At 32.4% G+C, this 26,450-nt stretch carries 27 protein-coding genes and 2 riboswitches; of the genes, 10 read left to right on the forward strand and 17 right to left on the reverse strand.

Going from position 1 to position 26,450, the window contains the following annotated elements; all coding sequences use genetic code 11:
* Position 1: 1 nt before the first annotated feature.
* Both mtnK and COC46_RS15350 read right to left on the reverse strand, forming a co-directional pair.
* Complete coding sequence (mtnK, locus tag COC46_RS15345) at positions 2 to 1,168, reverse strand: S-methyl-5-thioribose kinase (RefSeq protein ID WP_098810629.1); 1,167 nt, start codon at positions 1,166 to 1,168, stop codon at positions 2 to 4.
* Between the two features lie 80 nt (positions 1,169 to 1,248).
* A riboswitch (SAM riboswitch) is annotated at positions 1,249 to 1,407 on the reverse strand.
* A 51-nt stretch (positions 1,408 to 1,458) separates the two neighbouring features.
* Positions 1,459 to 2,256, reverse strand: a complete 798-nt coding sequence (locus COC46_RS15350; protein ID WP_255294923.1) for a carbon-nitrogen family hydrolase — start codon at positions 2,254 to 2,256, stop codon at positions 1,459 to 1,461.
* A gap of 143 nt (positions 2,257 to 2,399) precedes the next feature.
* Between COC46_RS15350 and COC46_RS15355 the strand changes: the two genes are divergently transcribed.
* From COC46_RS15355 to COC46_RS15375, 5 genes are all read left to right on the forward strand, one after another.
* A complete protein-coding gene (locus tag COC46_RS15355) occupies positions 2,400 to 3,584 on the forward strand; it encodes a pyridoxal phosphate-dependent aminotransferase (protein ID WP_255294927.1) in 1,185 nt (394 codons plus the stop codon).
* A 57-nt stretch (positions 3,585 to 3,641) separates the two neighbouring features.
* Positions 3,642 to 3,746, forward strand: a riboswitch (SAM riboswitch).
* 63 nt (positions 3,747 to 3,809) lie between these two features.
* The gene (locus COC46_RS15360; RefSeq protein WP_098810633.1) at positions 3,810 to 5,030 is read left to right on the forward strand and encodes a 2,3-diketo-5-methylthiopentyl-1-phosphate enolase; all 1,221 of its coding nucleotides are present in this window, start codon (positions 3,810 to 3,812) and stop codon (positions 5,028 to 5,030) included.
* Between the two features lie 6 nt (positions 5,031 to 5,036).
* Entirely contained in the window at positions 5,037 to 5,690 is a 654-nt protein-coding gene (locus COC46_RS15365; RefSeq protein ID WP_098810635.1) for a 2-hydroxy-3-keto-5-methylthiopentenyl-1-phosphate phosphatase, read from the forward strand.
* The gene (locus COC46_RS15370; RefSeq protein WP_098810638.1) at positions 5,687 to 6,313 is read left to right on the forward strand and encodes a methylthioribulose 1-phosphate dehydratase; all 627 of its coding nucleotides are present in this window, start codon (positions 5,687 to 5,689) and stop codon (positions 6,311 to 6,313) included. The genes COC46_RS15365 and COC46_RS15370 overlap by 4 nt, the downstream gene beginning before the upstream one ends.
* A 20-nt stretch (positions 6,314 to 6,333) precedes the next feature.
* Complete coding sequence (locus COC46_RS15375) at positions 6,334 to 6,846, forward strand: cupin domain-containing protein (protein ID WP_098810640.1); 513 nt, start codon at positions 6,334 to 6,336, stop codon at positions 6,844 to 6,846.
* Positions 6,847 to 6,897: 51 nt separating this feature from the next.
* Here the strand turns inward: COC46_RS15375 and COC46_RS15380 are convergent, their stop codons facing one another.
* Complete coding sequence (locus COC46_RS15380) at positions 6,898 to 7,596, reverse strand: DUF421 domain-containing protein (RefSeq protein ID WP_098810643.1); 699 nt, start codon at positions 7,594 to 7,596, stop codon at positions 6,898 to 6,900.
* A gap of 204 nt (positions 7,597 to 7,800) precedes the next feature.
* Here COC46_RS15380 and yjeM point away from each other — a divergent pair, with 204 nt between their 5' ends.
* Entirely contained in the window at positions 7,801 to 9,300 is a 1,500-nt protein-coding gene (yjeM, locus tag COC46_RS15385; protein ID WP_255294924.1) for a glutamate/gamma-aminobutyrate family transporter YjeM, read from the forward strand.
* 84 nt (positions 9,301 to 9,384) lie between these two features.
* On the forward strand, positions 9,385 to 9,525 hold the full coding sequence (locus COC46_RS22270; RefSeq protein WP_176545174.1) for a hypothetical protein: 141 nt from the start codon (positions 9,385 to 9,387) through the stop codon (positions 9,523 to 9,525).
* A 139-nt stretch (positions 9,526 to 9,664) separates the two neighbouring features.
* Here COC46_RS22270 and COC46_RS22805 read toward each other — a convergent pair whose 3' ends face one another.
* The 9 genes from COC46_RS22805 to COC46_RS15430 form a co-directional block, all read right to left on the reverse strand.
* Positions 9,665 to 10,174 carry a hypothetical protein gene (locus COC46_RS22805; protein WP_255294925.1) on the reverse strand — a complete coding sequence of 170 codons (510 nt, stop codon included), beginning with the start codon at positions 10,172 to 10,174 and terminating at the stop codon, positions 9,665 to 9,667.
* Positions 10,175 to 10,265: 91 nt separating this feature from the next.
* The gene (locus COC46_RS15395) at positions 10,266 to 10,484 is read right to left on the reverse strand and encodes a hypothetical protein (RefSeq protein WP_098810645.1); all 219 of its coding nucleotides are present in this window, start codon (positions 10,482 to 10,484) and stop codon (positions 10,266 to 10,268) included.
* 433 nt (positions 10,485 to 10,917) lie between these two features.
* Positions 10,918 to 11,532, reverse strand: coding sequence for a TetR/AcrR family transcriptional regulator (locus tag COC46_RS15400; RefSeq protein ID WP_098810647.1), 615 nt, complete (start codon positions 11,530 to 11,532; stop codon positions 10,918 to 10,920).
* Positions 11,486 to 12,754, reverse strand: a complete 1,269-nt coding sequence (locus COC46_RS15405) for an MFS transporter (protein ID WP_255294928.1) — start codon at positions 12,752 to 12,754, stop codon at positions 11,486 to 11,488. Before COC46_RS15405 ends, COC46_RS15400 begins: the two co-directional genes overlap by 47 nt.
* Positions 12,755 to 13,598: 844 nt before the next feature.
* Entirely contained in the window at positions 13,599 to 14,873 is a 1,275-nt protein-coding gene (locus COC46_RS15410) for an ATP-binding protein (protein ID WP_255294926.1), read from the reverse strand.
* A 447-nt stretch (positions 14,874 to 15,320) separates the two neighbouring features.
* Positions 15,321 to 16,298, reverse strand: coding sequence for a VanW family protein (locus COC46_RS15415; RefSeq protein ID WP_098810649.1), 978 nt, complete (start codon positions 16,296 to 16,298; stop codon positions 15,321 to 15,323).
* Positions 16,299 to 17,277: 979 nt separating this feature from the next.
* Positions 17,278 to 18,165 (reverse strand): aminoglycoside phosphotransferase family protein, encoded by an 888-nt coding sequence (locus tag COC46_RS15420; RefSeq protein WP_098810651.1) that lies wholly within the window; start codon positions 18,163 to 18,165, stop codon positions 17,278 to 17,280.
* Positions 18,166 to 18,228: 63 nt separating this feature from the next.
* Positions 18,229 to 18,672: a VOC family protein gene (locus tag COC46_RS15425; RefSeq protein WP_176545175.1), complete on the reverse strand. Its 444-nt coding sequence runs from the start codon at positions 18,670 to 18,672 to the stop codon at positions 18,229 to 18,231.
* Positions 18,673 to 18,703: 31 nt separating this feature from the next.
* Positions 18,704 to 19,882, reverse strand: coding sequence for a MalY/PatB family protein (locus COC46_RS15430; protein ID WP_098810655.1), 1,179 nt, complete (start codon positions 19,880 to 19,882; stop codon positions 18,704 to 18,706).
* Between the two features lie 324 nt (positions 19,883 to 20,206).
* On the opposite strand from COC46_RS15430, the gene COC46_RS15435 reads away from it, so the two are divergent.
* Positions 20,207 to 20,395: a hypothetical protein gene (locus COC46_RS15435; RefSeq protein ID WP_098810657.1), complete on the forward strand. Its 189-nt coding sequence runs from the start codon at positions 20,207 to 20,209 to the stop codon at positions 20,393 to 20,395.
* Between the two features lie 140 nt (positions 20,396 to 20,535).
* Here the strand turns inward: COC46_RS15435 and COC46_RS15440 are convergent, their stop codons facing one another.
* Positions 20,536 to 21,147 carry a hypothetical protein gene (locus COC46_RS15440; protein ID WP_098810659.1) on the reverse strand — a complete coding sequence of 204 codons (612 nt, stop codon included), beginning with the start codon at positions 21,145 to 21,147 and terminating at the stop codon, positions 20,536 to 20,538.
* Positions 21,148 to 21,563: 416 nt separating this feature from the next.
* On the opposite strand from COC46_RS15440, the gene COC46_RS15445 reads away from it, so the two are divergent.
* Positions 21,564 to 22,172, forward strand: coding sequence for an RraA family protein (locus COC46_RS15445; protein ID WP_098810661.1), 609 nt, complete (start codon positions 21,564 to 21,566; stop codon positions 22,170 to 22,172).
* A 92-nt stretch (positions 22,173 to 22,264) separates the two neighbouring features.
* Here the strand turns inward: COC46_RS15445 and COC46_RS15450 are convergent, their stop codons facing one another.
* From COC46_RS15450 to COC46_RS15460, 3 genes are all read right to left on the reverse strand, one after another.
* Positions 22,265 to 22,711: an NUDIX domain-containing protein gene (locus tag COC46_RS15450; RefSeq protein ID WP_098810663.1), complete on the reverse strand. Its 447-nt coding sequence runs from the start codon at positions 22,709 to 22,711 to the stop codon at positions 22,265 to 22,267.
* Positions 22,712 to 22,809: 98 nt separating this feature from the next.
* Positions 22,810 to 23,889: an NAD(P)H-dependent flavin oxidoreductase gene (locus tag COC46_RS15455; RefSeq protein ID WP_098810666.1), complete on the reverse strand. Its 1,080-nt coding sequence runs from the start codon at positions 23,887 to 23,889 to the stop codon at positions 22,810 to 22,812.
* Positions 23,890 to 23,982: 93 nt separating this feature from the next.
* Positions 23,983 to 24,930, reverse strand: a complete 948-nt coding sequence (locus COC46_RS15460; protein WP_098810668.1) for a S8 family peptidase — start codon at positions 24,928 to 24,930, stop codon at positions 23,983 to 23,985.
* Positions 24,931 to 25,260: 330 nt separating this feature from the next.
* Here COC46_RS15460 and COC46_RS22275 point away from each other — a divergent pair, with 330 nt between their 5' ends.
* Complete coding sequence (locus tag COC46_RS22275; RefSeq protein ID WP_176545177.1) at positions 25,261 to 25,404, forward strand: hypothetical protein; 144 nt, start codon at positions 25,261 to 25,263, stop codon at positions 25,402 to 25,404.
* Between the two features lie 179 nt (positions 25,405 to 25,583).
* Here COC46_RS22275 and COC46_RS15465 read toward each other — a convergent pair whose 3' ends face one another.
* The gene (locus COC46_RS15465; protein WP_098810670.1) at positions 25,584 to 26,069 is read right to left on the reverse strand and encodes a cysteine hydrolase family protein; all 486 of its coding nucleotides are present in this window, start codon (positions 26,067 to 26,069) and stop codon (positions 25,584 to 25,586) included.
* Positions 26,070 to 26,450: the final 381 nt, after the last annotated feature.

The raw sequence follows: 26,450 nt of genomic DNA on the forward strand, positions 1-26,450 counted from the left end.
ATTACTCCAATCCGTTTAGTAAGTTCCCAATATTTTTAATATTAAATCTATTTTTTATGCAGTATACTCCGAATTTTAAGACTTCTTTCTTTACTTTAATTTTTTGAGTATGTTCAAGTGAATCAACGTCTTCAACATGAGCCAGACCGATACTTCTACGGATTAATTCACATCCAATAACCCCAATCGCATCCACCCAATATCCTTCTATTTTTTCTTTAATTAAAGCTAATTGATTGAATGGTCTAACACTATGCTCTTCCCAGAGTTGAATAAATGTTTCATTAAAAATTTTCTCGATCTTCAAAATGTGTTCAATAATTTCGTCTTTTTGTTCAGTTCGGCTGAAAATTTGAACAAGTAGATTTGCTTGAATTTGACCCAAATCAAATCCAATTGGTCCTACAAATGCAAATTCAGGGTCAATTATTTTTGTCTCAGTTGCAGAAACAAAAATGCTTCCTGTATGTAAATCACCATGTAATAAAGCTTCTTTTTTCGATAAAAAATCTAATTTTAGTTTCGCTACCTCGATTTGTAAATCTGAATCATTCCACAGTTCTTGAATTTCTTCTGTTAGTTCTTCTTCAAAATTATTCGTTTCACTGTTAAAAAACGGATCTGTATAAACTAGATTTTCTGTTATATCACATAATTCTGGATTATTAAAAAGATACTCTAACTCTTTTTTCTTAGCTGGTGTAGTTCCAAAGTCTGAAGTGAAAAATAATGACTTCGCTAAAAATTCGCCTATATGTTCAGCGAAGAACGGATAACTTTTCTTCTCAATTAGACTTTTTCGTAAAATTTGTAAGTGAGAAAGATCTTCCATCACAGTTAGGGCTTGATCCTCATCATGTTCTAAAATTTTCGGTGCATGTAATGGAATTAACTCATTATAAATTTTTGTCGCATTGCTCTCGATCGTTGCACGGTTTAATGTTAGTGGCCAGCTTTCACCAACAACTTTTGCATATGGTAGTGCCTGTTTAATAATTAACCCCTTTTCACTTCCTACTGGTGTAACTTTAAAAACTAAATTTAAATTCCCGTCTCCGATTTCAACACTTTCACATAGCTCATTTTTAAAATAGCCAAGTTTTTGTAAATAAGTAATGGCAGTTGCTTCCGTTAAAGGTCTATATTCTTTTCTTTGTTTAACAGTCATTGAATCCATCCCCCTTGATTTTTGCAAAATAAAAAGCCTCTTTTCCGAGACGAAAAGAGGCAATGTTAATTGGCTTTCGTCTCTTATCTACCAGAAAAATTACTTTTCTGTTGGAATTAGCACCGTGCCTTACTGAGCCAAAAGCTCAGGCGTATTCAATACGCCCCATTTCACAATGGTATTACAGTCGGTTGCTGGGCATCATCGGGCCAAATCCCTCCGCCTACTCGAAATAAGAGTTCGCATATTTGATTTTATAATCGTATTTTAGTTTAAAGAATTTTAATTTGTCAATTACTTTTTTTAACTTTTTTATAAATTTCTTCTTTTCTGTCTTCAAAAATAGGGATCGTACCACGTATTTCATCGACTTTTTTCGGATCAATGTCTCCAATTACGATTTCTTCATTCGTGCTACCTTTGGTAATTACTTCACCCCAAGGATCAATAATCATTGATCCTCCACCAAACGTATTCGCTAGATCCTTTCCTACTCGATTGCAAGCAACAACATAGCATTGGTTTTCAATTGCTCTTGCTTTTAATAAAATATCCCAGTGATTCATTCTTTGAATTGGCCATTCAGCGACAAAAAATAAAACTTTTGCACCCTTTTGAGAATGAGCACCAATCCATTCTGGAAAACGTAAATCATAGCAGACAAAACCTGCAGCACTTAAACCATCGACTTCAAAAAGTCCGTCTGTCTCGCCAGCTAGAAGATAGTGATGCTCATTCATAAGCTGGAATAAATGAACTTTATCATAAGTTTTTACTAATTCTCCAGTACTGCTAATAATATTTAACGTATTCGTAACACCATTTTCTCTTGCAATTGGAAACGAGCCAGCAATCAACGTTATGTTATTCGTTTTTGCAATCGACTGAAGTTCAGAAATAATCGCTTCTTGTTTACCTGTATGCAACCCAATTTCTTCAAGACAGTATCCTGTAGTCCACAACTCCGGTAATACGATTACATTAGCATTTTCTTTAACAGCATCGTTAATTTTGGATTTTATGTTCTCAAAATTAGACATTGAATCGCCTAAAATAACATCTGATTGAATACACGCAATTTTAATCACAATTTATTCACCCTATTCTAAATTTTATAGACATTTTTAAATCGAGCATATATGATGGTGAAAGTTATTGCAACAGTCGTTCATGAAAATCATTCGATTAAGAAACGATCTAGTCAGCTTAAATTTATTATATTTTTGGAGTGATTAACTTGAAGCATAGTAAACTATTAAACAATTTACCAAAACAATTTTTTGCTTCACTAGTTCAAAAAGTGAATCAGTCGATAGGTAATGGTCATGATGTAATTAATCTTGGTCAAGGTAATCCAGATCAGCCCACGCCTGATCATATTATAAAAGCTTTGCAGCAATCTGTTGAAAATCCATTAACTCATCGTTATTCTCCGTTTAGAGGGATGAGTTCATTAAAAAATGCGGTTGTAGAATTTTATAAACGAGAGTATGATGTTGACTTAGACCCGGAGGAAGAAGTAGCCATTTTATTTGGTGGAAAAGCAGGCTTAGTTGAGCTACCGCTTTGTTTATGTGACGCGGGTGATACTATTTTAGTTCCAGACCCTGGCTATCCTGACTATTTATCTGGTATATCTTTATCTAAAACGGTGCCTTACATGCTCCCATTAGTTGAACAAAATCATTTTTTACCAGATTATAAATTAATTCCTCAGGAAATTTTGGATGCTAGTAAAATATTATTTATTAATTATCCAAATAATCCTACTGGGGCTATAGCAACAGAGGAATTTTTTAGAGATACTGTTGAACTTGCTAAAAATAATCAAATTACAGTTTGTCATGATTTTGCGTATGGTGCGTTTGGATTTGATGGTAAAAAACCGTTAAGTTATCTTCAAACACCTGGAGCAAAAGAATGCGGTATTGAAATTTATACACTTTCTAAAACTTATAATATGGCCGGTTGGAGAATTGGTTTTGCAGTAGGAAATAAAGAGGTTATTTCAGCAATTAATTTATTACAAGACCATCTATACGTTAGTATCTTTCCTGCTGTACAAGAAGCTGCCGCTGCTGCATTAACTGAATCTCAAGAAAGTGTTAAACAATTACTAGCACTTTATGAAGAGCGCAGAAATGTAATTATTAGCGGATGTCATGAAATCGGCTGGGAAGTAACTGCGCCTGCAGGTAGCTTTTTTGCATGGTTAAAAATTCCAGCAGGTTTTACCTCGCAGGAATTTGCTGATCTATTACTTGAAAAAGCACATATTGCAGTTGCTCCTGGGAATGGCTTTGGTGAATACGGTGAAGGGTATGTAAGAGTCGGGCTGTTATCTGACACAGATCGACTGAAGGAAGCAATTGCTAGATTAAAAGAAATTGAAATATTTTCAAAATTTAATGTTTGACAATTGGTTTTGTTCATGAAATAATGCGATTATATTAATAATTCAAAATTAAATATAAACTTATTCAGAGTAGGTGGAGGGACCGAGCCCGATGAAACCCGGCAACCGGCTAGTAAAATAGCACGGTGCTAATTCTCGCAGCATTTTGCTGACAGATAAGGTGTAGGTAAACCTCTCCTTAGTGGAGAGGTTTTTTGTTTGATTAAAACTTTTGGAGGTTATGAAATGAGTGGAGTTATTGCAACTTACCAAGTTTATGATAAAAATCATCATTTAGAAAAAAAAGCCGAGTCAATTGCACTTGGTTTGACAGTTGGTTCATGGACGTCTTTACCACAAAATGATCAAATTCAGTTACAAAAACATAAAGGCAAAGTACTCTCAGTTCTAGAAGTAGAATGCGAGGAAAATATTGTTAACTTTTTAGGCTATAAACCTACAAAAGGAATTATCGAAATCTATTATCCTAGTTTAAATTTTTCAGCTGATCTTCCAGCTATCTTAACAACAGTTTTCGGTAAGCTGTCTCTTGATGGCGAAATTAAACTGATCGATTTAAATTTTACTGATGACCTATTAAATCTATTTCCCGGCCCAAAATTTGGTATTAAAGGCATTCGTGAGAAATTAGATGTTTATGACCGCCCTTTATTAATGAGCATTTTCAAATCAATTATTGGTAGAGAGATCCCGTACATTTCTGAAGAATTAAAGAAACAAGCTTTAGGTGGCGTTGATTTAATTAAAGACGACGAAATACTTTTTGACACAAACACAACATTAACTGATCGTGTCATCTATGGGAAAAATATTTTGAATCAAGTTTATGAAAAAACAGGACACAAAACTTTATATGCGGTGAATTTAACCGGTCGTACATACGAGTTAAAAGAAAAAGCATTACGCGCTGCAGAAGCTGGAGCAGATGTATTTTTATTAAATGTATTTTCTTATGGAATTGATGTACTTCAAGGTTTAGCAGAAGATCCTTCAATCAATGTACCAATCATGGCTCATCCTGCTGTTTCGGGTGCATTTACTGCATCTCCAATTTATGGAATAGACGCTGGATTATTACTTGGTAAACTTTTAAGAATTGCAGGTGCAGACTTTAGCTTATTCCCTTCACCTTATGGTTCAGTTGCTTTAAAGAAAGAAACCGCTTTAAAAATTGCTGAAAATCTAACTGAATCAAATGGATTAAAAGAGACATTCCCAGTACCATCTGCCGGAATTCATCCAGGACTTGTGCCTCAATTAATTAGAGATTTTGGAATAGAGCAAGTAATCAACGCTGGCGGTGGAATTCATGGTCATCCTGATGGACCAATTGGCGGTGGAAATGCATTTAGAGAAGCAATTTCAGCAACATTGTCTGGTGTTGAACTAAATGACTACGCACTTCCAAATACATCATTACAAAAAGCACTACAACTTTGGGGGTAAACAGCAATGGCAATAAAGATTTTTTGTGATTTTGATGGAACAATTACTGAAGGAGACAATATCGTCAATTTAATTAAGGAATTTGCTCCTCCTTCAGTAAGTGAATTAACAAGTGAAGTATTGAATGGCAATCTATCCATTCGAGAAGGCGTTGAGAAAATGTTTGCTACAATTCCTTCATCGAAAAAACAAGATATGATTGATTTTGTAATCAATCGTACGGTCATTCGTGATGGTTTTACCGATTTTATTCAATTCGTAAACGACCAACCTATTGAGTTAAAGGTTGTAAGTGGTGGATTAGACTTTTTCGTTCATCCTATTTTAGCAGAGTACCTTCCACCTTCTGCTATTTTATGTAATCGTACAGACTTTACTGGCCAAACTGTAAAAATTCATTGGGATCATTCATGTGATGAAAATTGTACGAATGACTGTGGAATGTGTAAGCCATCCGTAAAGAGAAAATTTAGTGATTTGGATGATTTTATTATTGTCATCGGTGATTCAATTACTGACTTACAAATTGCAAAAGAAGCTAATTTAATTTTTGCTCGTGATTTCTTAAAGGATAAATGCGAAGAATTATCTTTACCTTTTATACCTTTTGAAAATTTTTATGATATACGAGCTTCATTAGAGAAGGAGGTGCTAGTATGAAGGACTTTTTCAAACATTATGATGAAATTCGTGAAGTAAAAAAAGTACTTGCTGATCGTGACTGGTTTCTAGGTACTAGTGGGAACTTATCGATTAAAGTGAATGACGAACCTTTAAACTTTTTAGTGACAACTAGTGGTAAAGATAAAACAAAACATACTTATGATGATTTTTTACTTGTTAATGAATTTGACCAATCTGTTTGGGATGATACAAAAAAACCTTCAGCTGAAGCCATTTTGCATCGTTTGATTTATCAACATTCAAATGCAAAATGCGTTCTTCATGTGCACACGTTAGCAAATAATTTTATAACAAAAGACTTTCCGTACCAGAATGAGTTATCTTTTTCAAGTATTGAAATTATAAAAGCGCTAGGACTATGGGAAGAAGATGCAGAAATAACAATTCCAATTATAAAAAATCATGCACATATTCCAACGCTAGCTGACGCATTCCTTCCACATATTAAGAACGATCATGGTGCCGTATTAATTCATCATCACGGTATTACAGTATGGGCAGATTCCGCATTTGAAGCAAAAAAACATTTAGAAGCATACGAGTTTCTATTCCAGTACTCATTACAAGGAATTCAAAAAAATTTATTTATAAAAAATTAATTAATTGGGGGTTTCAACCAATGGCAACAATTTGGGTAGAAAAAAAGGATTATCATCTTACAAGTGATGTTGAAGTGAAAGCATACTTAGAAGAACAAGGTGTAATTTATGAAAATTGGAATATCGACCAATTACATAGTTCATTACAAGAAAAGTTTATTTTATCAGATGAAGAAAAATCGGCAATTCTAGAAACATTCAAAGCTGAAATCGACAGTATTTCATCAAGACGTGGTTATTTAGCAAGTGACATTATCACCCTTTCAGAATCAACGCCAAATCTTGATGAGTTACTAAAAAACTTCAATCGTGAGCATCATCATACTGATGACGAAGTTCGCTTCATCGTTAGTGGACATGGTACTTTTATTATTGAAGGAAATGAAGGCTTCTTCCATGTTAACTTAAATCCTGGAGACTTAATTTCTGTACCACCAAATGTACGCCACTATTTCACATTAGCAGAGGATCGTAAAGTAGTAGCAGTTAGATTATTTGTGACTACTGAGGGTTGGGTACCTATTTACGAATAATGATTAAATAAAATCAAAATTGACTCATATCCGCTTTTGGATGTGAGTCAATTAATTTTCATCTTCATTTAAATGATCTTCTCGATAGTCTATATATAAAGACCCATCAGTTTGTACTTCTACAAAAAATACATCTGAAATTGAGGTTATACCTACCCTTTCAAGCTGGGCCATTAACCATTTTTTATCTAAATGTAAATTTGATAAAGCATCATCGTTTACTTCACCATCTGATACCACCGCAGTTGACGTAGGAAATAATAAAGTTTTTTTCCACGTTTTATTTTTTTTCGTTTTAACATCTTTTGTCTTCATTACCGATAGACTTCCATCAATTTCAAAGATGACGTATTCTACATCTTTTAAAGAGTAAATATTTTCATTACGGAGCATTCCTTGAAATTGCTCAGTATCTAATCTAGCTTTTTTTAAAGCATTCTCCATTATTTTCCCTTGTCTTACTAAGATAATTGGTTCCCCAAGTATAAACTTACGTGCAGTCTTTGATTTTAAACTTAAATACCCCATTAAAATCGTCAAAATTGCCCAGCCAATTAATCCAATTATGCCATCATCAATATCTAAAGTTTTATCTGCCGAGATTGACGCAGCTATATTTCCGATTGTAATAGCGGTTATAAATGTAAAAACATCTAATTGACTAATTTCCTTCTTCCCCATTAATCTCGTTAAAATAAATAATACAAAAAATGAGCAAATAACTCTAAATAAAACTTCATTTAAGCTCATTTATTTCATCCTTTCTCTTTTAAACAATACAATTTTAAGTAATTACTAATCAACTTAGCCTTTGAAAAATGGAATTAATCTATACCTAATTAATCCTAAAAATTAGAAAGCTCGCTCGTACCATCCTATATCCTCATATTTTATCGATATATTGAAGAAAATAGTTATATTCTTTCATTACCGACTACTTATTGAGGTGAGATCTTGAGTAAAAAACTTTCAATTGTTGGATTAATATTAATGGTATTTACGACTGTATATGGTTTTGGTAACATACCTACCGCTTTTTATTTAATGGGATATAGTGCAATTCCATGGTATTTGCTCTCGGCTATAACGTTTTTTATACCTTTTGCTTTTATGATGGCTGAGTTCGGAGCTGCATACAAGAATTCTGAAGGTGGAATTTATACGTGGATGGCTGATTCAGTTGGGCCTAAATTCGCTTTTATAGGTACTTTTATGTGGTTCTCTTCTTATGTAATCTATATGGTTAGTGTCTCTTCAAAAGTTTGGATCCCACTTTCAACGTTTGTTTTTGGTAGGGACAAAACACTATCACTTTCATTATTTGGACTTTCTTCAACTCAATCAATTGGGTTATTAGCACTACTTTGGATGCTAGTTGTAACATTTTTCGCTTCCAAAGGAATTGAAAGTATTAGTAAGGTAACTACCATTGGTGGGATTACTGTTTCTTCATTAAATTTAGTTTTGCTAATCACTAGTATCATTATTTTTATAATGAATGGCGGAAAGCTTGCACAACCAATTAAAAGCTTTTCATCAGCATTTACTAACTCACCGAATCCAAATTATATTTCGACCCTTGCTATCTTATCATTCGTTGTATTTGCAATCTTTGCTTATGGTGGATTAGAAGCTATCGGTGGATTAGTTGATCAAACGGAAAATGCTGAACGTAACTTTCCAAAAGGGATTACAATTTCAGCCATTATTATTTCAATAGGTTATTCGCTAGGCATTTTTCTGGTTGGTATTTTTATAAATTGGTCAAATGACTTAAGTGCCAGCTCGACAAATTTAGGTAACATAACGTATGTCTTAATGTATAACTTAGGATTAGAACTTGGTAAAGCATTTAACTTATCAGCCAGTACATCCGATACGATTGGAATATGGTTTGCAAGGATAACCGGATTATCAATGTTTCTTGCCTATACAGGAGCATTTTTCACCTTAATTTATGCACCATTAAAAACAATCATAAAAGGAACTCCAAAATACTTATGGCCAACTAAATTTTCAGAGACGAATGAAAAAGGTATGCCTGTAAATGCAATGTGGGTACAGTTTGCAATTGTATCAATTATCATCATCCTTACTTCCTTCGGTGGCCAAGGAGCATCTTCATTTTTTAATAAATTAACTTTAATGACAAATGTTTCAATGACTTTGCCATATATATTTTTAGGAATTGCCTATCCAATGTTTAAAAGAAATAACCGGATCGACAAACCATTTCAAATTTTAAAGTCGAACTCTTCTGCTTTATTTGCAAGCATACTCGTCATTTTAGTAGTTGGATTTGCAAACTTTTTTACGATTATCCAACCAGCTATCGAAGGTGATTTTAACTCAACGATTTGGATGATTGCTGGGCCAATTTTCTTTTCTATTTTGGCTTTACTAATTCTTAATCGTTCAAGAAAAAATACCCAAAAAGAGAAAAAAATTGCATAGCATCTTACTTTCCCACTTATTGTTAATAACAATCTCGAAAGTAAGTTGGAAATGTGGCGCATACTATATTTGGAGGTGATATTAATGGGTCACAATCAAAATCCACATGTAAAAAAGAAAAACAAAAATAAAGGGCAACCAATACCTGCTGCAATTAATTCAGAAGGCTATTTTGCCCCTAGTAAATCAAACACTGAAGCTCTTAATGAGGTTAAAAATCACTAAAAAAATGACCGTCAATTTATTGGCGGTCTTAATTTATTTATAAATTTTACGGAATCCTAAGTAAACTTCATCTATAAGGAATTGTTCCCTTTTTCAGTTAGGTCTTTACGTTTAATTCCTTTTTAGGCTACATCATATATTACTTACTCATCGAATTAGCTGTTCTTAGCAAATCTTTAATGGAATATTGCTTTCCAGTTTCCGATGAAAAAAGAATTGATATAGATCGATAAAGCCCATCTTTCTTCCAACGAATTGTTTTCGTATTATCATCATCAGATACGATTAAGACTTTAGTACCATCTTTTAGTTTTGTTGTTTTCAATTGTCCAGTATCACCTGAGATGGATGACTTTTTATGATGATAAGTTGTGATGTACATTATGACCTCTTCTTCTCCATTTGAATAATTTATCGTTGTAAAATTAATCGATCCATTTCCTTGATTTTTTTGTACATCCATCGAGACATTCTTTGCTATAAAGGGTAGTTTTTCAGGTACGGTTATTTCATTTTGCACATTTTTAGGTAATTGTTCAAATACTGCTTTCACCGTTTTAGGATATTCTTTTTTTAATGATTCAACTGCACTTCCCTTCGAACAAGCAGTTAAAAAAAGTATTAAGATTAAGACAATGATTTTTTTCAATCAACATACCCTCTCTATTTATCTAAAAATTTTTCCTTAGTTTTAATAAATAAAAACTGCCTGTATACCAGACAGCTTATAAACCCAAATATTAAGGTTCAACAATGACGATTTTTCCTTTTTGTACATATAGCAATAGCTCTGCATTTTCTGTTTCATTTCGATATGTATAACATGTAAGATCTTCAAGCCCACCGTGTGAAACATCGTGAACTGTATTTATTAGTTTGTATTTATTTCCTCTAAATTCAATTTTTCTTTCAATTGATGGCTGCTCCGTTAAAATTTGTTCCTTCGATCGAAAATTCATTTAACCACCCCTTTATTCATCAATAGTATAGCCATAATCTTAGTTTTCAATTTTATGGCCCGAACCAAAACCAATACCATAACCATCCAAGTCAAAAATAGAAACCCTTTCCAAACTCCCCAATCAACCTTAGTTAATTCTGGCAAATTAGGTCGCATTTCATGCAAATGAAAATGATACTTATGTGAATATGGATACCATATCGAGGAGTTGAAGCATTAAAGCCGAATGCTAATTTATTTTCCGTATCAGTTGAAATGTGTGTGGAAAAGAATAATCGAATCTCAAATACTACGATTAATCGGGCAGTAATGTTTAATATTTAATTTAACTTAAAAAGGATATCGATGGAGAAAAGACTTGGAATATGTAAAATAAATAATTTTTCTGATTCTACATGCGGGTTGTTAACTAAATAACAACCCGTTTTTCATTAGACTTCTAGAGCCATTTTTAAAAATTCTACAAACAAGATTGATTGCTCTTTCATCATCAATTCTTCATTCGAAATGATTGCATAATCTAGCGCTAGTCCATCAATAAATGAAACAATCATTCTTGCTAATACTTCACTATCATACTTAGAGCTAAATTCTTTATTTTTTTGACCTTCTTTAATGACATCAGAATAGATTTTAATCCCAAAATTATAACGTTCTTTTCCATATTTTCTTCTTCTATCATCATTTCGACCGGTAATAAAAAACTCTAAAGTAGTTGGAGCCAAAGGATCCATTCTATCATTTGGCACCCTACTTTTACCAAACAATCTCAATAAAAGTAATTCCCAATAAGAATCGACTTTTTGATTCAACATTTCTGATGTTTCATCATATACTCTCGCTAGTGACTCTGCTAAAATCGCTTCAAACAATTCTTCTTTATTAGAAAAGTATTGATATAAGCCACCTCTACTAACATTTGAAGCATCCATCACATGCTTCATAGTCGTTTTTTCGTAGCCATTATCGATAAAAACTTGTTTTGCTGCTTCAACTATTTTAGTTCGACGTTGCTGTTGGTGCTCCTTGCTGACTTTCGGAGACATCTTTCCTCCCCCGCTCTACTCTATTTTTTGTTAAGAATCCTATTAGTGAAACAACTATTAAAAGTGATGCAGATATTATAAATGTTGGAATAACGCCTATTATTGTTGATAGCCAACCTCCTAATAAAGGTCCGATAATTGTAGCTGTAGTTGTTACACTTCCAATTACACCAAATACTCTGCCAGTTAACTCAACAGGTGTGTCTACTTGAACTGATGCTTGGAATGGAACAAAAACTAAACCAGCTGCAAATCCTGCAAATAGCCCTAATAATGGCGCCCAAATAATTGAGTAATTAAGATTAATATGCGTAAATATAGTCATCATACCAAAACCAAATCCGATTCCACAAACTCCCATTAACATTAAAGTATAGGCGCGATAATTTGTTTTTTTCACTAACATTAAACTAGAAAAAAACATTCCAACTCCAGATCCAGTTACTAAATAACCAAATAAACCTGGTGATGCTTTTTTAAGTTCTCTAATTAAAACTATAATTTGCGAATCTGATAACTGCAAGATTAAGAGACTAAAACCTAAAAATAACATACCAACTAAAATTTGAGTATTTCCTTTAATAAATGAAACTCCTTCCATAAATTCAGTTTTAAAGGAAGAATTGTCTTTATCTTTTACTTTTTCTACTTTAATCTGCTCAACAACTTTTGGTAGGAAGAAAATTAAGATTGCAGAGATAATAAATGACACTGAATTAATGTAAAATACTGGCGTTGTACCAGCTGCCGATACGAGTATTCCACTTAAAATCGGTCCAAAAATTTTTGTAGCAGAGTCAATCATAGTCGTTATCGACATAGCACCCTTTATTTCATCATTTGGAACTAATTCTTTTAACTTACCATTTTTTGCAGGATTAAAAATAGCTGAAAACAGGCCTATTGTAAACAAACAAATATAGACCATCCACAGGGTATTTGCTAGCGCAAGCACAATAAATAATCCCGCTCGAACAACATCAGATAAAACCATTAAATATTTTCGGCCAAACCGATCTGCTATCGTCCCTGCTATTGGACCTAATAAAGCCATCGGAACAGCGAGACATAAAATAATAAATGATACTTCCATCGGCGTTGCATTCCACTTAATCCCAACAAGCGTTATTATCGCAACAATACTCAACCAATCTCCTATACTAGAAATTGCTTGAGCTGTCATTAATGTCAAGAAACCTTTATTGCTCATGATCCCCTTCATCAACTTACACCTCCTAAAAACGACATTAGTGTCGTTTTTATTTAATTATAACGACACTAATGTCGTTATTCAATCAATTTTTTCTGAAAATTAGTAAACTTTAATTATTTCCTCGTTTAACTTTATTCAAAAATGAAATTAAAAGTATTATTTTTTTACCTTACTTGTAAACTTCACTTAACATAAGTTATTTCGACAATATATTGTTGTAGCCTCAATTATTCTAAAAATGATGAAGATAGAGAGTTGTTCTTACGAGTATAATCCATAAACATTCAAAGAAGTGATAGATTTGGAACTGTATTAGTTAGCTATACTTGGAAGGATGATGTAATATATTGGGATAGTTTGTGAAAATGAAGCAATACAACAAGCAGTCAAAAATTTAGTTAACTTAAATAAGAACAAATCAAACGAAGAGATGCTTATTCAACTTTCTTACTGTAGGTAATCGCATTATTTAAACTGTCAGAAAAATCATATACTAACTAGTTTAATCACACTGTCTAATAGAAAAGGAATGCATAATGTATATAATGACTAGTTTTATTCTATGACTATTTATCATACAAAGAAGGTGAGACAATAATTGGCAAAAATGTTAAATCTATTGAAACCAATTCTATTTATCAAATGGTTTTATAGAAAAAAGACAGAAAAAGCTATAAGAGATTATATAAATACTATTGAAGAATGAATAAATAAATAATTTACTAAGTATTTGCTACTAAATATCCATTGTTTTTATTAATAAATATCATAAAAAAATAGAAGCACAATTCGGCTTCTATCTTTAGGATATTTTCTTACCCCTTACTCACTTGAATAGTGAATCCCTCTTTAATTATTCAAAATTAAATCCAACAGCTTGGTTCTTTTCCCAATTTTGTTTTTTCTGTTTGTGTAAAATTGATCTCATTTCATCACAAATGCGAATGATATCTACTTTTTGTTCACAATCCCACTCGATAATAATTGAGATATATAACTCATTTAGTTGAGCATATGAGAAGTCATTCGTTGAATCGATTAGCAACTGCATTTCTTCATTATTTAAGATTCGATTTAACTTTTTCTTCAGTAAATAGTCAGAACGCATTTCTTTCGTTGGCTGTTTAATTTCATATGCTCGATCAAATCTACCAGAGCGATTCATTAACGCCGGATCAATTCTTTCTGGATAATTAGTCGTTCCGATTAAAAATAAACCTTCTTTAGAAGTTGCACCATCGATCGTGTTTAGAAATACTGAGCGAACTGAAGCTGGCATACTTTCAATATCTTCTATTACCAATACCATCGGAGTTAATTTTAGCACTGAACTAAAAACTTCCTTAATCGTATAACTTGATGTATATTCAGTGATTTGCCAATATGCAACAGGTGCATTAATACTACTTGCGATGGATTTTACTAATGTCGTTTTTCCATTACCCGGATTTCCATATAATAAAAATCCTCGTTTATATGGTATATCATATGTTTTAAAGAAACCTCGCCCTTCATTAAAGAAATGATCAATTGATCGATAAATTTCTCTTTTTAATGATTCCTCTAAAAACACATCTTCTCTTCTAACCATTTTAGTAATATTTTCAATTGATGTGTCTACACCGTCATCTGTATCCGTATAAACGGTTACATAATTTTTGATATAATCTCGTTTTCTTTTAAGAACATATTGAAAAAAGGATGAAAGACACGCATCATTATTAGCAAAAATTAAGTCTCTATTATACTGATTATCAGCCTCAAATATCATTGCTTTTGATAATGCTACGCCATAATTCGGATAATAATATAACCCGTTTTCTACTCTAGGTTTAATGATGAGTTCCATTGTTTTTTCAGTGTGATTCGAAGAAATAGTTTTTGTTTCAAGCTCTTTATAAATATGGCTGATTAATTGTACCTCACTCGATTCTTCTTTTAGATCTTCTTCGAGAATTTCCCAAATTTCATTTGTTGTTTCCTCATCTGAATACATCTGGAATTCAGCTCCAAATGTATCATATAGCTTATTTTGAATCGTTGAAATTATTTTCCCATAATCGTAATAATAAGGTAATGTATTACGTTCCATATCCTTCGTATCAAATAAAAAAGCTCTATTTGTCATGCAAATCTCCTTTGTTTTCCAATCTTTCTTATCATTCTAAATTCTTAGGTTCTATAAGTCTAGGGTTGAAAGTAATAGATTTCACTTAATTTTTTGTGAGATACAGGGGAGTGCTCCCAAAAATACGATTAAATTTTGTACTTTATTCATAAAGTTGTGAACTTTGATCATAAAGTAAGGATTTTCGTGCATAAAGTGGCGTTCTTTGTTCATAAAAGACGGATTTCCGTGCGGACGGGATTCAGGTATTTGCTGTGAGTTTAAAAGATGTAACCCAATCAGCGAACACCAAGTAAACAATATTGATAAAGTTGTGAACTCCGTTGAAATATTGGCTTATCTAGTTTATTTATCACTTTATTAGACTTAATTCAGATTCACGAAAACACAAAAAACCCACAAGTTTAATTTTTCCTTGTGGGTTTACCATGTAATTGCTCAATACTATTAATCCCCAACCGAACTATGCGGTGGCACTATTTTTCCTTTTCTAGAAGGATTAGAAAAATGTTTGTCATCTTCCGTATTTATTTCTTCTGGTAAACGCTTTGGTGCGATTGGCACATTCTTTACTTCATAATTAATTACATCTGAAGAATGTAACGTAACAACCATGCTCCCACCATATTGTTTTGCTCTAATTAATATGGGTTGATTATATTTATTTTGAAATCGGAAGTCTGGTCCATACCAACTAACTGTAGCATCACGTCCTGGGGGTACATAAGGTACTCGTCTACTATGGGAATAACGTTCAATAATTTTTAGACCAGCGCGATCAACTGCATTAAACAGTGTTGACGACACTTGACATATACCGCCACCAACGCCCTCAGATAATTCACCTCTAACAATAATTGGTGCACGTTTATATCCCTTTGCTCCACTTCTCTCTCCGACTACTTCATTAAAAGAAAAAATTTCATTTGGGAAAACTACGTAATTATCAATTGCTTTTGCTGCAAGTGAAATATTGTGTACTCTACTTGTATTATTGGAATTAAAGTAGGTTACATATTGTCCTATTTGTTGAATTCTAATGTGAGCAAGTAATTCACTATCCACTTTAGGGTATATATCTATCTCTGGTACTTCAATGACAGATGGTCCTTTTCCATAAAAATATGTAGTAAATTTATCCTTAAATTCTTTTCGATAAAGCTTATAACCCACCTGACCTGGAACAATCCGTCCTTCTTCATTGATTGAGGCATTAATCGGTTTACGGTAAATTTGTTGATCTAGTTTTTCAATAAATTGATTAAACTTATTATCGTTTATCATCGGTGTACCTGGAAGTGTCATTGTAAAATCAGTACGGTTAACTACAGCAATTGGATGGCCCTGTTGAGTAACTGTTAAGCTGTTAGGAAGATCTACGGATTGAGTCAATAATAAAAAACTAGCTAATAATTTTTGTAACATTGTCGGATTACCGTTGCCAAAATTTTATAAAAATCAATAAGAATCCAGCTAATTGAAATTGCGCAAGATTTATAGAAGCATTCAAATCCCAATCCATTTCATTACTACAAGAACAAATTATATTCTCGATCTGAATTCTTGAACATCCACAATAGGTGCACATTTTGAAGTTGGGTACCATTTATCAGTTTAAATAAACTCGGGTTACATATTTGCTCTAATCATTCAAACATTGATTCGCAATGTTTTTTGCGCGATGATAATTCCTCATCATTGCCCTAATGTTGAATATTTCCATTACAATTCGATATGGCTAGGTTTTCACTATATCGCTTGTTGTTTGATGAAGATGATTATTTCTGATAATTGAATACCGTCTATGTAGGTGTCGTATCTTGTTTTCGATTTTTATAATGTTGCTCGTTTTGGCAAATCGGTTTCCCTCCTTTTTCATTACATATTTTTGAGAAACACATGACGCTGCAACCTACGTAGGTGTTTCTCAGCCTTTCTCTGCACGATTGTCATATTACTATTTTTCTTTTTCTTTTGAACAAACAGCTAATTTTTTAACCACATCAATTCCTTATGAGAAATCTGTCAATTCAATCGCAATTATCATGTAAAATCTCCAACAGAAACATGAAATGCTTTAAATTTATTGACATGGTCCCAAATTCTAATTGTTTGTTCAGTTATTCCAATCTTCCTTGCAGTTTCACATATAGAATATATTTTCAAATTGATCACCTCATATTCACTAAAACATGAAAGGTGATTTGCACTTAGAATGCTATGTGATAGATTTTAAATTTAAATTAACTGTTACATACATTTCAATTTTAGTATGAACCATTTTTAATACTTTCATGTTTTTTCCTTATAAATCATTCATTAAAGCGAGCGCTTGCCTGTTGAAATCATCAATCCGAACGATAAATAAAAAAATACGAGCTGCAATGAAAGCAACTCGTATTTTTCATACATTATTAGATTTGAAATCCTTTATGATTACATTAATCGTATTAAATGATTCATCTGTTATTATTGAACTGTAATCTTTATTCGCATCAAAAGTAATCAAAGCCTTCCATAAAGCCCATCCTCTAGCTCTGTTCCAAGTATTTTCATCAAATTTTAAAACTTCCTTAAAAGTTTTTCTACTATGCTCATCGAAAAATGTCCAGGCCATTGCAGCGTCACAGGATGGATCACCTACTCCGAGTATTCCAAAATCAATGACAGCACATAGTTTTCCATTTTTAACAAGTAAATTCCCTGGGGCAATGTCACCATGTATCCATACTGGGTTTCGTACCCATTTAGAGTTGAGGGATGTTTCCCATATTTCTATTAATAAATCTTCATTAAAAAACTCTTTCGTTTTCTCAATTGAATCTCTAGTTTCTTTATCGTAGACAGCTAAATTTCCGCCTCTATGGAAATTATGCTTTCCTGCCATTGGCCCACCACTAGCGTCAATTGACTGTAATTCATTTAAGAATTGCCCTAGATCAGTTGCGAATTGATTTAGATCACTTATGTTTTCTTTATTTATCGTTTCACCATCAATCCATTGATTGATTGTCCATGGCCAAGGGTAGTATTTGCTAGGTTTACCTTTAGCTAACGGTATAGAAATTGGTAATCTCAGTTTCTGAGCTAAAATTGGTAACCAAAAATGCTCTTTTTCAACTTGAGGAACATAGCATTCTTCACTCGGCAATCTTACACTCATAGACTCTCCTAAATGAAACGTTCTATTATCATTGCCACTTAATTTAACAGGTTTTATATCTAAATCAGACCAATTCGGAAATTGTTCAATTATTAATTGTTTAACTAATTCAGTATTTATTTTATTCATTCAAGCCTCCTAATCTATATAACCAAATCTATTAAAACTACCAATCTTTTAAATTAGTTGTTATTACTTTTGGGTAACTAATATAAATGTTACGCCGAACTTGTCCCTAACTGTTCCAAAGGCAGGGCTAAATGGTACTGATTCTAACGGAGCGATGACATTTCCACCCTGTTGTAAGGAATTAAAAATACGCCTCGTTTTTTCTACGTGATCGATTGAAAGATTGATCGTTACCTCAACTTTTTTTTGCGCAATTTTCTCTTGTTCACAGTCGTAGTCCTCCATTGAGTTAGATTGTATTGGCGCATCAAATAACATAATCTCACTTTCGCCGATTTTTAAAATTGCATTTGCTACACTATTCTTTAACGCTTCTGGACAAGGAATTGGCATTTCTCCGTATGATTGCAAATTAAGAATGGTTGCTTCTAGTTCTTTTTCGTAAAAATAGACTGCTTCTTTTGCATTACCACTCATAACTATACATGGTGTAACTTTCATCGTCATAAATACCATCTCCTTATCAAGTCTAATTTTATTAAACCTTCAATTTATATGCTTTAACAGCCTTCTCTAACCGTGTCATAGCTTCTTCTAGTGTTTTTCTTGTGCATGCGTAATTTAATCTCATAAAACCATCACCATCTAGACCAAAACCGCGCCCTTCATTTAAACCTAATTTAGCATCATTGATCATAAATTCGTTTAATTCATCACCACTTAGTCCTAGGCCTCTAAAATCTAACCAGCCTAAATAAGTAGCCTCTGTTACTCTCATTTTTACTTCTGGAATATTTGTTTTTAAGAAATTATGAATATACTCAGCGTTTCCTTTTAAATGGATTAATAATTCATCTAACCATTTTTCGCCTTCATTATAAGCTGCAATAACTGCTTCGATTCCAAATATATTTAAGTTCTCTAAACTCGAACGAGTAATTGCATGAGTAAACTCAATAAATAAATCTTGGTTTGGAATAACAGCTAGCGACGAAAATAAGCCAGCAATATTAAAGGTTTTGCTTGGCGACATAAAGGTAATACTCATATTTGCAGCATCTTCACTTAATGAATAAAAAGGTGTATGCGTACCTTTCTTATACACTAGATCAGCATGAATCTCATCTGCAATGATAACAATTTTATTCTTCTTACAAATTTTAAACAAACCCGATAATTCCTCTTTTGTCCATACTCTTCCAACCGGATTTGCTGGGCTACATAAGATAATCATTTTCGTTTTCGTTGTAATTTTATTTTCAAGATCTTCTAAATCCATATAATAATAGCCATCTTCTTCAATTAAAGAATTTTCTATTATGTTTCTTCCATTATTTTTGATTGTACTGAAAAATGGAAAGTAGACCGGCGGCTGAATGATGATATCATCACCAGGTTTTGTGAATGCATCAATTGCTAAATTCAACGCAGGAACCACTCCAGGTACATTTGTTAACCAATCACGTTTAATCGTTGTATGATAACGCTTATTTGCCCAGTTTATTGCTGATTCAAAAAAAGCTTCAGGAATATGTCCATATCCATAAATAGGATGTAGTGCTCTTTTGGTTATAGCTTCTACAATTTCAGGTGCACAAGCAAAGTCCATATCTGCAACCCATAAAGGGAGAACATCAGTACATCCAAATACTCGTTCAATTGAGTCCCACTTAGTACTGTTTGTATTTTTTCGATTATGCTCTTCATTAAAGTTCATTTTTAATCCCCCACCGTTTTTCGTCCATTCATGTTTACATTTCCAAATTGTATATTCGTATATAGTTACACAATAGTATTTCTGTAAACATAATTTATATCCAAATTATACTAATTAACTAAAAAATTCAAATATAAATGAATGTTGAAATGCAATTATTGTGGCGGGCTTTGAATCATTATTGAGTCGATCTCAAAAATACATTTGTTGTGAACTTAAGTTTTGTTTAAACTTACAATTGTTATTATATTTCAAAATTAATCTATTTTTTTCATAAAGCTTGCAAATAATAATTACCATCCAAATGTGAATGGAGGGTAATAGATGAAAAAAGAAGATGAATATACTGATGATATGAATCAGGTCTTAGAAATTATCAATGCAAAAGGCGATACTGGTGAATTACTTGAAATTGTAGATAAATATAAACAAGGTGAAAATCCAGAGTGTAATCATGACCTTTTTTATCAAGAGCTTAGAGTGATTGCCGAGGATAGTGCAAAAGAAGATTAAGCATAGAAGTTAACTTAAGTAGTGGAGCAAAAATGTGCACCACTACTTTTTTTGTTTATAGAACTAAAACGATTATTGATTCTTTTTATGTAAAAGTGATAACAATTTTATTTGAATATGTTTTTAGATCTATTTCACATTTATAAACTATAATTTTCAGTCGGAATTTTACCTCTTAATATATCATACTCAGCTTTCATTTCACCGAATTTCTGAGGATTCCCATTATCTGGTGCATAATCTGGGTGCCATAGCTTTGTATATTCTCTCATTTGTTTCTTCCATACTTCAGCACTATCATTTGGATTGAAATATTTAAAATTATGTTTTTTATTTTTCTTAATTGAAGTTGAGTAATTTCTTAAATACTCTTCCCAGACTCTGGCCCAATCAACTATTTTCTTTTTATATTCTTTTGCTTTCTCCGCGTTTTTCCTTTTTTCTTCCATCTTCCAATCTTCCATTCTTTGACTAAAATCTTTAATACCTTGTTTTGAGTTTCGCCATCTTTGCTCTGCTTCTCTTATTTCTTGATCGGTAATATCTTCAACTAAAATTTCGTCGTTAATCATTTCATTAAGATCTTTTTCATTGACTTTATGATTTATATGTAAATCGTACATTTCTTCTATCATTTTCTCGATTAACTCAGCACTAGTTTTTCCTGTAAGTTGTGATAGCTTCTCCAATTTTTCTGTGGATTCTATTTTGACCTTGTGTGTTATATAAACGTATTTAGTTTTGTTTCTCAAGCACCTCAACTCCTTAATTAAATGTTACTATACAAGGATGTATCTATATATTAAAAAATGAAGTCAAACATGTTACATTACATTCTCAGGCAATCTCAATTAAATGAAACAAGATAGTTCTAAAAATAGTTAAATGTAAAATATTATCAATAATGTATTGATAATGATTCGTATTAGTTTATAGGAACTTATTAAGAAAGTATTTTGAATTCAACATCCAACATTTCTTTATTTATAATCTGATGAAAGATTTATTTTTTTATTATCAACTTTATTTATTCGATATTAATCTTTTGCTACCTCTCTTAATTCAATAATTATTTTTTATTGAGTGTCATAACTTTTTCAAAATTCTCTCGATATCAAATTATTTATATAATTTCATTAAATAAATGATTTTTATAGGAGTGATTTTTATGATTAATCAATTTAAAAATATACCAACTACTTGTATTTCAGATGTAATGGATGGCCTAAATAATATGGATCCTTCAATTAAACCTTTAAAAGAAGATTATAAATTTGCTGGTAAAGCACTAACTGTTAAAATTCCTGTTGGTGACAATTTGGCTGTATTAAAAGCAATCCGAGAAGCAAATCCTGGGGATGTAATTGTGATTGATGCGAAAGGTGATCAGTACCGAGCAATTGCAGGGGACTTTGTTGTTGGAATGGCTCAAACAATGGGGGTTAGTGCGATCGTTGTTGATGGGGTAATCCGTGATGTAATCGGTACGAAAAAATTAAATTTTCCAGTATTTTGTAAAGGAACTACTGTAGCTGCAAGTGGAAAAATTGGCGTTGGCGAAATTAATGTTCCAATATCTTGTGGCGGTACTTCAGTAAACCCAGGCGATCTTATTGTTGGAGATGCGGATGGGGTAGTTGTTATCCCTCAATCAGATGTTAAAACGGTCTTAGAAAAGTCATTAGATAAATTAAAAAAAGATGAAATTAGAGTAGAACAAGTATCTGGTCATATTGAGGCTATAAAATCGTATATTGATCGTATGCTTTTAAAATAATTCAGCTGGATCCTTACTAGCTTCTATAAAAACAAAAAAGGTTCTTAATGTAGCCATATAGAAAAGAGCTACTACTAAAAACCTTTTTTTATTCATTTAAAACTTAATTTTTTTAACTGGCTTTTGATAAACGGATCAATTTCATCAGGCAATTGATCTAAATGAAAGAATTTTGCTTCAATTGATTGAGTTTGATCTGGTTTTATATCATTTTCGAAATCAGTACAAATATATCCAATCGCAACAGTTTGGTATTCATCCCCGCTTCCCTCAACTTTATTTAGTAATTCTAACCCAGAATAGACACCAAATAAAGAAAGTGAATTTAGCTTTAGACCGATATCATCATGAACATGACGCTTAATACATTCTTCAACCGATTCATTTAATTGTAGAATACCTCCAGGAATACCCCAAATACCTTCTTCATATCGAAAAAGTAATACTTCACCTGATGGATTTAAGATGGCAACACTTGGTCGAACAATTATTAAAGGAGCATTACCAATTTTTTCTCTCATACTTTCACAATAATTCATAATACCTCCTAGACAGAAAAATTAATTTTTATATGAGTACTTAAATATTGTTGGTTGATTACTTTCTTCCTAAACAATTCCATTTCATATATTTTTTACTAAAATTTACTTACTATTTTTTTTGCTTCATCCATAATTCCGTTTATTAAGTTTTCTACCGAGTCTTTTTTAGATAGTCTAGGACTTTGACCCGACCAAAGTGACATAAATTCTTTGTTATTTTGTAAAGAAGCTGCTTTTCTTATAGATTGAGTTATCGTATTTTGAACAGGAAACTGAGGTAAATCGGCTTCATTATTTCTCATTTCCGTAATGAATTTATTTTCGATCCCTCTTGCCCATTTCCCTGAAAATGCGCGGGTCAAAACTACTTGGTCCTCTGAAGCATTTAGAATGGCATCTTTATGTACCTCATGCGCTCCACTTTCAAAACTTGTTAAAAAAGCAGTACCCATTTGAACAGCTTTTGCCCCTAAGCTAAGTGAAGCGATTAAACCTCTTCCGTCCATAATTCCACCTGCCGCAATTACAGGAATATTAACATGATCAACTACTTGTGGAATTAATGACATTAATCCAATTAAACTTTCCTCACTGTCATTTATGAAATTACCTCGATGCCCACCCGCTTCGCTTCCTTGAACGACAACTAGATCCATCCCAACTTTTTCGATTTCTACAGCTTCTTTTACAGTAGTAGCTGTTCCGATTAAAATGATATTATGCAACTTTAACTCTTTTACTATTTCATTTGATAGAATACCGAATGTAAATGAACAAATTGGAACCTTCTCCTCTATGATCACTTTAATCTGTTCTTGAAATGTTTCTTGAAGACTATTAAAATTTTGAACTCTAATGCTGTCATTTTGCTTAATATTTAATTCTTCATTAAATGGTTGTAATCGTTTATTAGCTTTTAAAATTTCATTCTCGTTAAGCATAAAATCGTTTGGAACAAATAAATTAATTCCGTAGCTATTAGAGGTTAACTTTTTTAACTCAATGATTTGTTCACGCATTTGTGAAGCGGTCATGTACCCCGCTCCAATTGTGCCTAATCCTCCACAATTGGAAACTTCAGCTACCAAATTTGAAGTTGTAATTCCACCAGCCATTGGTGCTTGTATTATTGGATATTTTATTTTTAATAGCTCAGTTACTTGATTACTAATCATCAATTTCACCTCTATGTATAGATAATTTATTTTTTACTCAAAAAAAGTCCCGAATAGTCTAGCAACACTATCGGGACTTTACCTTTTATTATATTACATTCCAGTTTTTGCAGGAACATTTACACCTAGATTTAATAGTCCATGCCCTTCTTCAAACGTGCTGTATCCAAGGGGTACCGTATGACTTATTAAAAGTTCGAATATGTCTGCTTCTGTAATTTTCTCATTATTCTCAGACTCGAACTGTTGAATTAATAATGCAATAGCCCCTGAAACATGTGGTGTTGCCATTGATGTACCTGAAAGAACAGCATACTGATTTGTCGGATATGTCGACAAAATCTTTTCTCCTGGCGCTACCAAATCAATTTCATTATTCGTATTACTAAAACGTGATAATCGTTTTTCGAGACTTACAGAGCCTACTTCAATTACTTCATCGTAAGCACCTGGATAACTATATTCATTCGTTGATCCATCCCCGTCTCCTTCGTTTCCAGCTGCACATACAACGGCAATATTTTGTTCCACCGCTCTTTGGATCGCTTCATGTAACGAAGAATCATCCTCTGGACCACCTAGTGACATTGACATCACTCGAACAGTTTCGCCATTAGAACCTTTCCAATTAGTCGCATAATCAATTGCCTGTACAATTGATTCAATGCTTCCTTCCCCAGCACCAGATAGCACTTTTAGAACGAGAAGTTTAACTTTTGGAGCCACGCCTACTACACCTTGTCCATCCTCAGAAGCAGCGATTGTACCACAAACATGCGTTCCATGACCATTATTGTCTAAGAATACGTTAGGATCCCCACCGTAATCTTCTGTAAAATTAAATCCACCAATAATCCGCTCTTGTAAATCAGGATGGTCTGTCTGACAGCCCGTATCAATAACTGCTACGACAACATCTTCCCCTTGACACCCTTTTTCCCAAATAGACTTAGCTTCAATTAAAAGAACTCCAGGTGGTACTTCCTTAGTATGGTCTTTAACTTCTTCCAACTTGTAAGGAATTAATCTAAATTTGGACATGTATACCAACTCCTTATTAGGATTTATACATAAAGGATAAATCTTTGAGGTATTATTAGTATTCTATATTTATCCATAATTTCCCTTTAATTAATTCCAATTTTATTTTTATTGAGTCTAGTAGAAAAATAGACTCTACTTAATCGATGGTCGCCACTCCATACAACTTTTGATTCAAATCCTTATTTGCAAATAGACAAAGTTATCATCTTTATCTTCATAAAAAGTTTTCAATCTTTCATGATCTTTTACATCAGATTAATTTGTGCTTAAAAAAGTGGGTTTATAATCTAATAGTGTTAAGGCATTATTCAAACTAGGGGGAATAAAATGCTTACTAATTTATTAACAGAGATTAAGTATTGGTGGTTTGGTGAATTGATGGAAGAAATAGATGAAATTGAACGGATTGAATCCAAACATACGAGAGTTCGTTTTGATAATGATATTTATGAACTAATCCGCATTCATTAATAAAATATAGAAAGTATATAGATAACCACAAGAAAATTAATACTCTTGTGGTTTTTTTGTGCTTTTTTCGAAGGAATTAAAATACTTTCCTGGATAATAAAAGTAGGGCCTAAAAAGTAATTTGACTTTAGAGCCCCAATTATCATTTATTCATACTTAATCGAACAATATTTTACTACTTATACAATAAATGGCACTACATTGTAAGATATAATATTTCGATCACGATAGGTTTGAGTAATCACATCACTTTTAGTACTTAAGATTCCATTTTGTAAAATGACTGGTTTAAATCCCCTCTCACTAGCTCCATTGTAAGTAAATAGAACACAATGTTCTGCTGCAAATCCAGCTATTATGACTAACTTAACGTCATTTCCTTTCAAAATCTGTTCTAATTCTGTATTCCAAAATGCATTTGAGTCTTCCTTAGTCATACAAATATCTTGTTCTTCAACTTTTATTTCTGGAATGAATGAAAGTAAATCTGAATTAATATCATCTGCCCCTTCAATATCTTGAACATGTATAACTAAATGATTTTTAGATCGAATTTGACTAGCAACATAGTTAATATATTCACAAGCAGATTCAACATTCAACGACTCTTTTTTATCCTCTAAAAATATTTTTTGCATATCAATAATAAGAAAAGCTATTTTCATGTTTTCTCCTCCAAGACATATTTTATTGTCCTATTTTAATTATTCTATTAATTTTAATTTAATCCTACTATTTTTATTAAGGAAAAAGAAATATTTATTATCCGATTATACTTAAGAACTACATTACTAGTAGCATAAAGTTTATGTCATTAAACCGTTTTCATAATACTGTTAACAAAAAAATGACGGACCATAAAAATATTTATAGGTCTATTTTTTTATTATTTGGCTCTGTAAAAAAAGAATGTTGATTTTTCCATTCCAGGTACTTCGCTTTCCATTGGGCGTGACCCTGAGCCTCCTTAAGCAAGCCTTTAGGGGTCTCAAGTTTCCCGCATTTCCCATAGGAGTCTTCGCACCTTCCATTTCAATTAGTCTCGA

It is taken from the genome of Bacillus sp. AFS041924, assembly GCF_002577195.1.
Taxonomy (GTDB): domain Bacteria; phylum Bacillota; class Bacilli; order Bacillales; family Bacillaceae_G; genus Gottfriedia.

Excerpts from the sequence above, each read along its gene's own strand:
- COC46_RS15420 (WP_098810651.1), bottom strand. The coding sequence starts at position 18,165 with ATGAATAAAATAAATACTGAATTAGTTAAACAATTAATAATTGAACAA.
- COC46_RS15365 (WP_098810635.1), top strand. The coding sequence starts at position 5,037 with ATGGCAATAAAGATTTTTTGTGATTTTGATGGAACAATTACTGAAGGA.
- COC46_RS15465 (WP_098810670.1), bottom strand. The coding sequence starts at position 26,069 with ATGAAAATAGCTTTTCTTATTATTGATATGCAAAAAATATTTTTAGAG.
- COC46_RS15460 (WP_098810668.1), bottom strand. The coding sequence starts at position 24,930 with ATGTCCAAATTTAGATTAATTCCTTACAAGTTGGAAGAAGTTAAAGAC.
- COC46_RS15375 (WP_098810640.1), top strand. The coding sequence starts at position 6,334 with ATGGCAACAATTTGGGTAGAAAAAAAGGATTATCATCTTACAAGTGAT.
- COC46_RS15410 (WP_255294926.1), bottom strand. The coding sequence starts at position 14,873 with ATGACAAATAGAGCTTTTTTATTTGATACGAAGGATATGGAACGTAAT.
- COC46_RS22275 (WP_176545177.1), top strand. The coding sequence starts at position 25,261 with ATGCTTACTAATTTATTAACAGAGATTAAGTATTGGTGGTTTGGTGAA.
- COC46_RS15430 (WP_098810655.1), bottom strand. The coding sequence starts at position 19,882 with ATGAACTTTAATGAAGAGCATAATCGAAAAAATACAAACAGTACTAAG.
- COC46_RS15370 (WP_098810638.1), top strand. The coding sequence starts at position 5,687 with ATGAAGGACTTTTTCAAACATTATGATGAAATTCGTGAAGTAAAAAAA.
- COC46_RS15455 (WP_098810666.1), bottom strand. The coding sequence starts at position 23,889 with ATGATTAGTAATCAAGTAACTGAGCTATTAAAAATAAAATATCCAATA.
- COC46_RS15445 (WP_098810661.1), top strand. The coding sequence starts at position 21,564 with ATGATTAATCAATTTAAAAATATACCAACTACTTGTATTTCAGATGTA.
- COC46_RS15415 (WP_098810649.1), bottom strand. The coding sequence starts at position 16,298 with ATGTTACAAAAATTATTAGCTAGTTTTTTATTATTGACTCAATCCGTA.
- COC46_RS15395 (WP_098810645.1), bottom strand. The coding sequence starts at position 10,484 with ATGAATTTTCGATCGAAGGAACAAATTTTAACGGAGCAGCCATCAATT.
- COC46_RS15425 (WP_176545175.1), bottom strand. The coding sequence starts at position 18,672 with ATGACGATGAAAGTTACACCATGTATAGTTATGAGTGGTAATGCAAAA.
- mtnK (WP_098810629.1), bottom strand. The coding sequence starts at position 1,168 with ATGACTGTTAAACAAAGAAAAGAATATAGACCTTTAACGGAAGCAACT.
- COC46_RS15360 (WP_098810633.1), top strand. The coding sequence starts at position 3,810 with ATGAGTGGAGTTATTGCAACTTACCAAGTTTATGATAAAAATCATCAT.
- COC46_RS15435 (WP_098810657.1), top strand. The coding sequence starts at position 20,207 with ATGAAAAAAGAAGATGAATATACTGATGATATGAATCAGGTCTTAGAA.
- COC46_RS22270 (WP_176545174.1), top strand. The coding sequence starts at position 9,385 with ATGGGTCACAATCAAAATCCACATGTAAAAAAGAAAAACAAAAATAAA.
- COC46_RS15405 (WP_255294928.1), bottom strand. The coding sequence starts at position 12,754 with ATGAAGGGGATCATGAGCAATAAAGGTTTCTTGACATTAATGACAGCT.
- COC46_RS15380 (WP_098810643.1), bottom strand. The coding sequence starts at position 7,596 with ATGAGCTTAAATGAAGTTTTATTTAGAGTTATTTGCTCATTTTTTGTA.
- COC46_RS15450 (WP_098810663.1), bottom strand. The coding sequence starts at position 22,711 with ATGAATTATTGTGAAAGTATGAGAGAAAAAATTGGTAATGCTCCTTTA.
- COC46_RS15400 (WP_098810647.1), bottom strand. The coding sequence starts at position 11,532 with ATGTCTCCGAAAGTCAGCAAGGAGCACCAACAGCAACGTCGAACTAAA.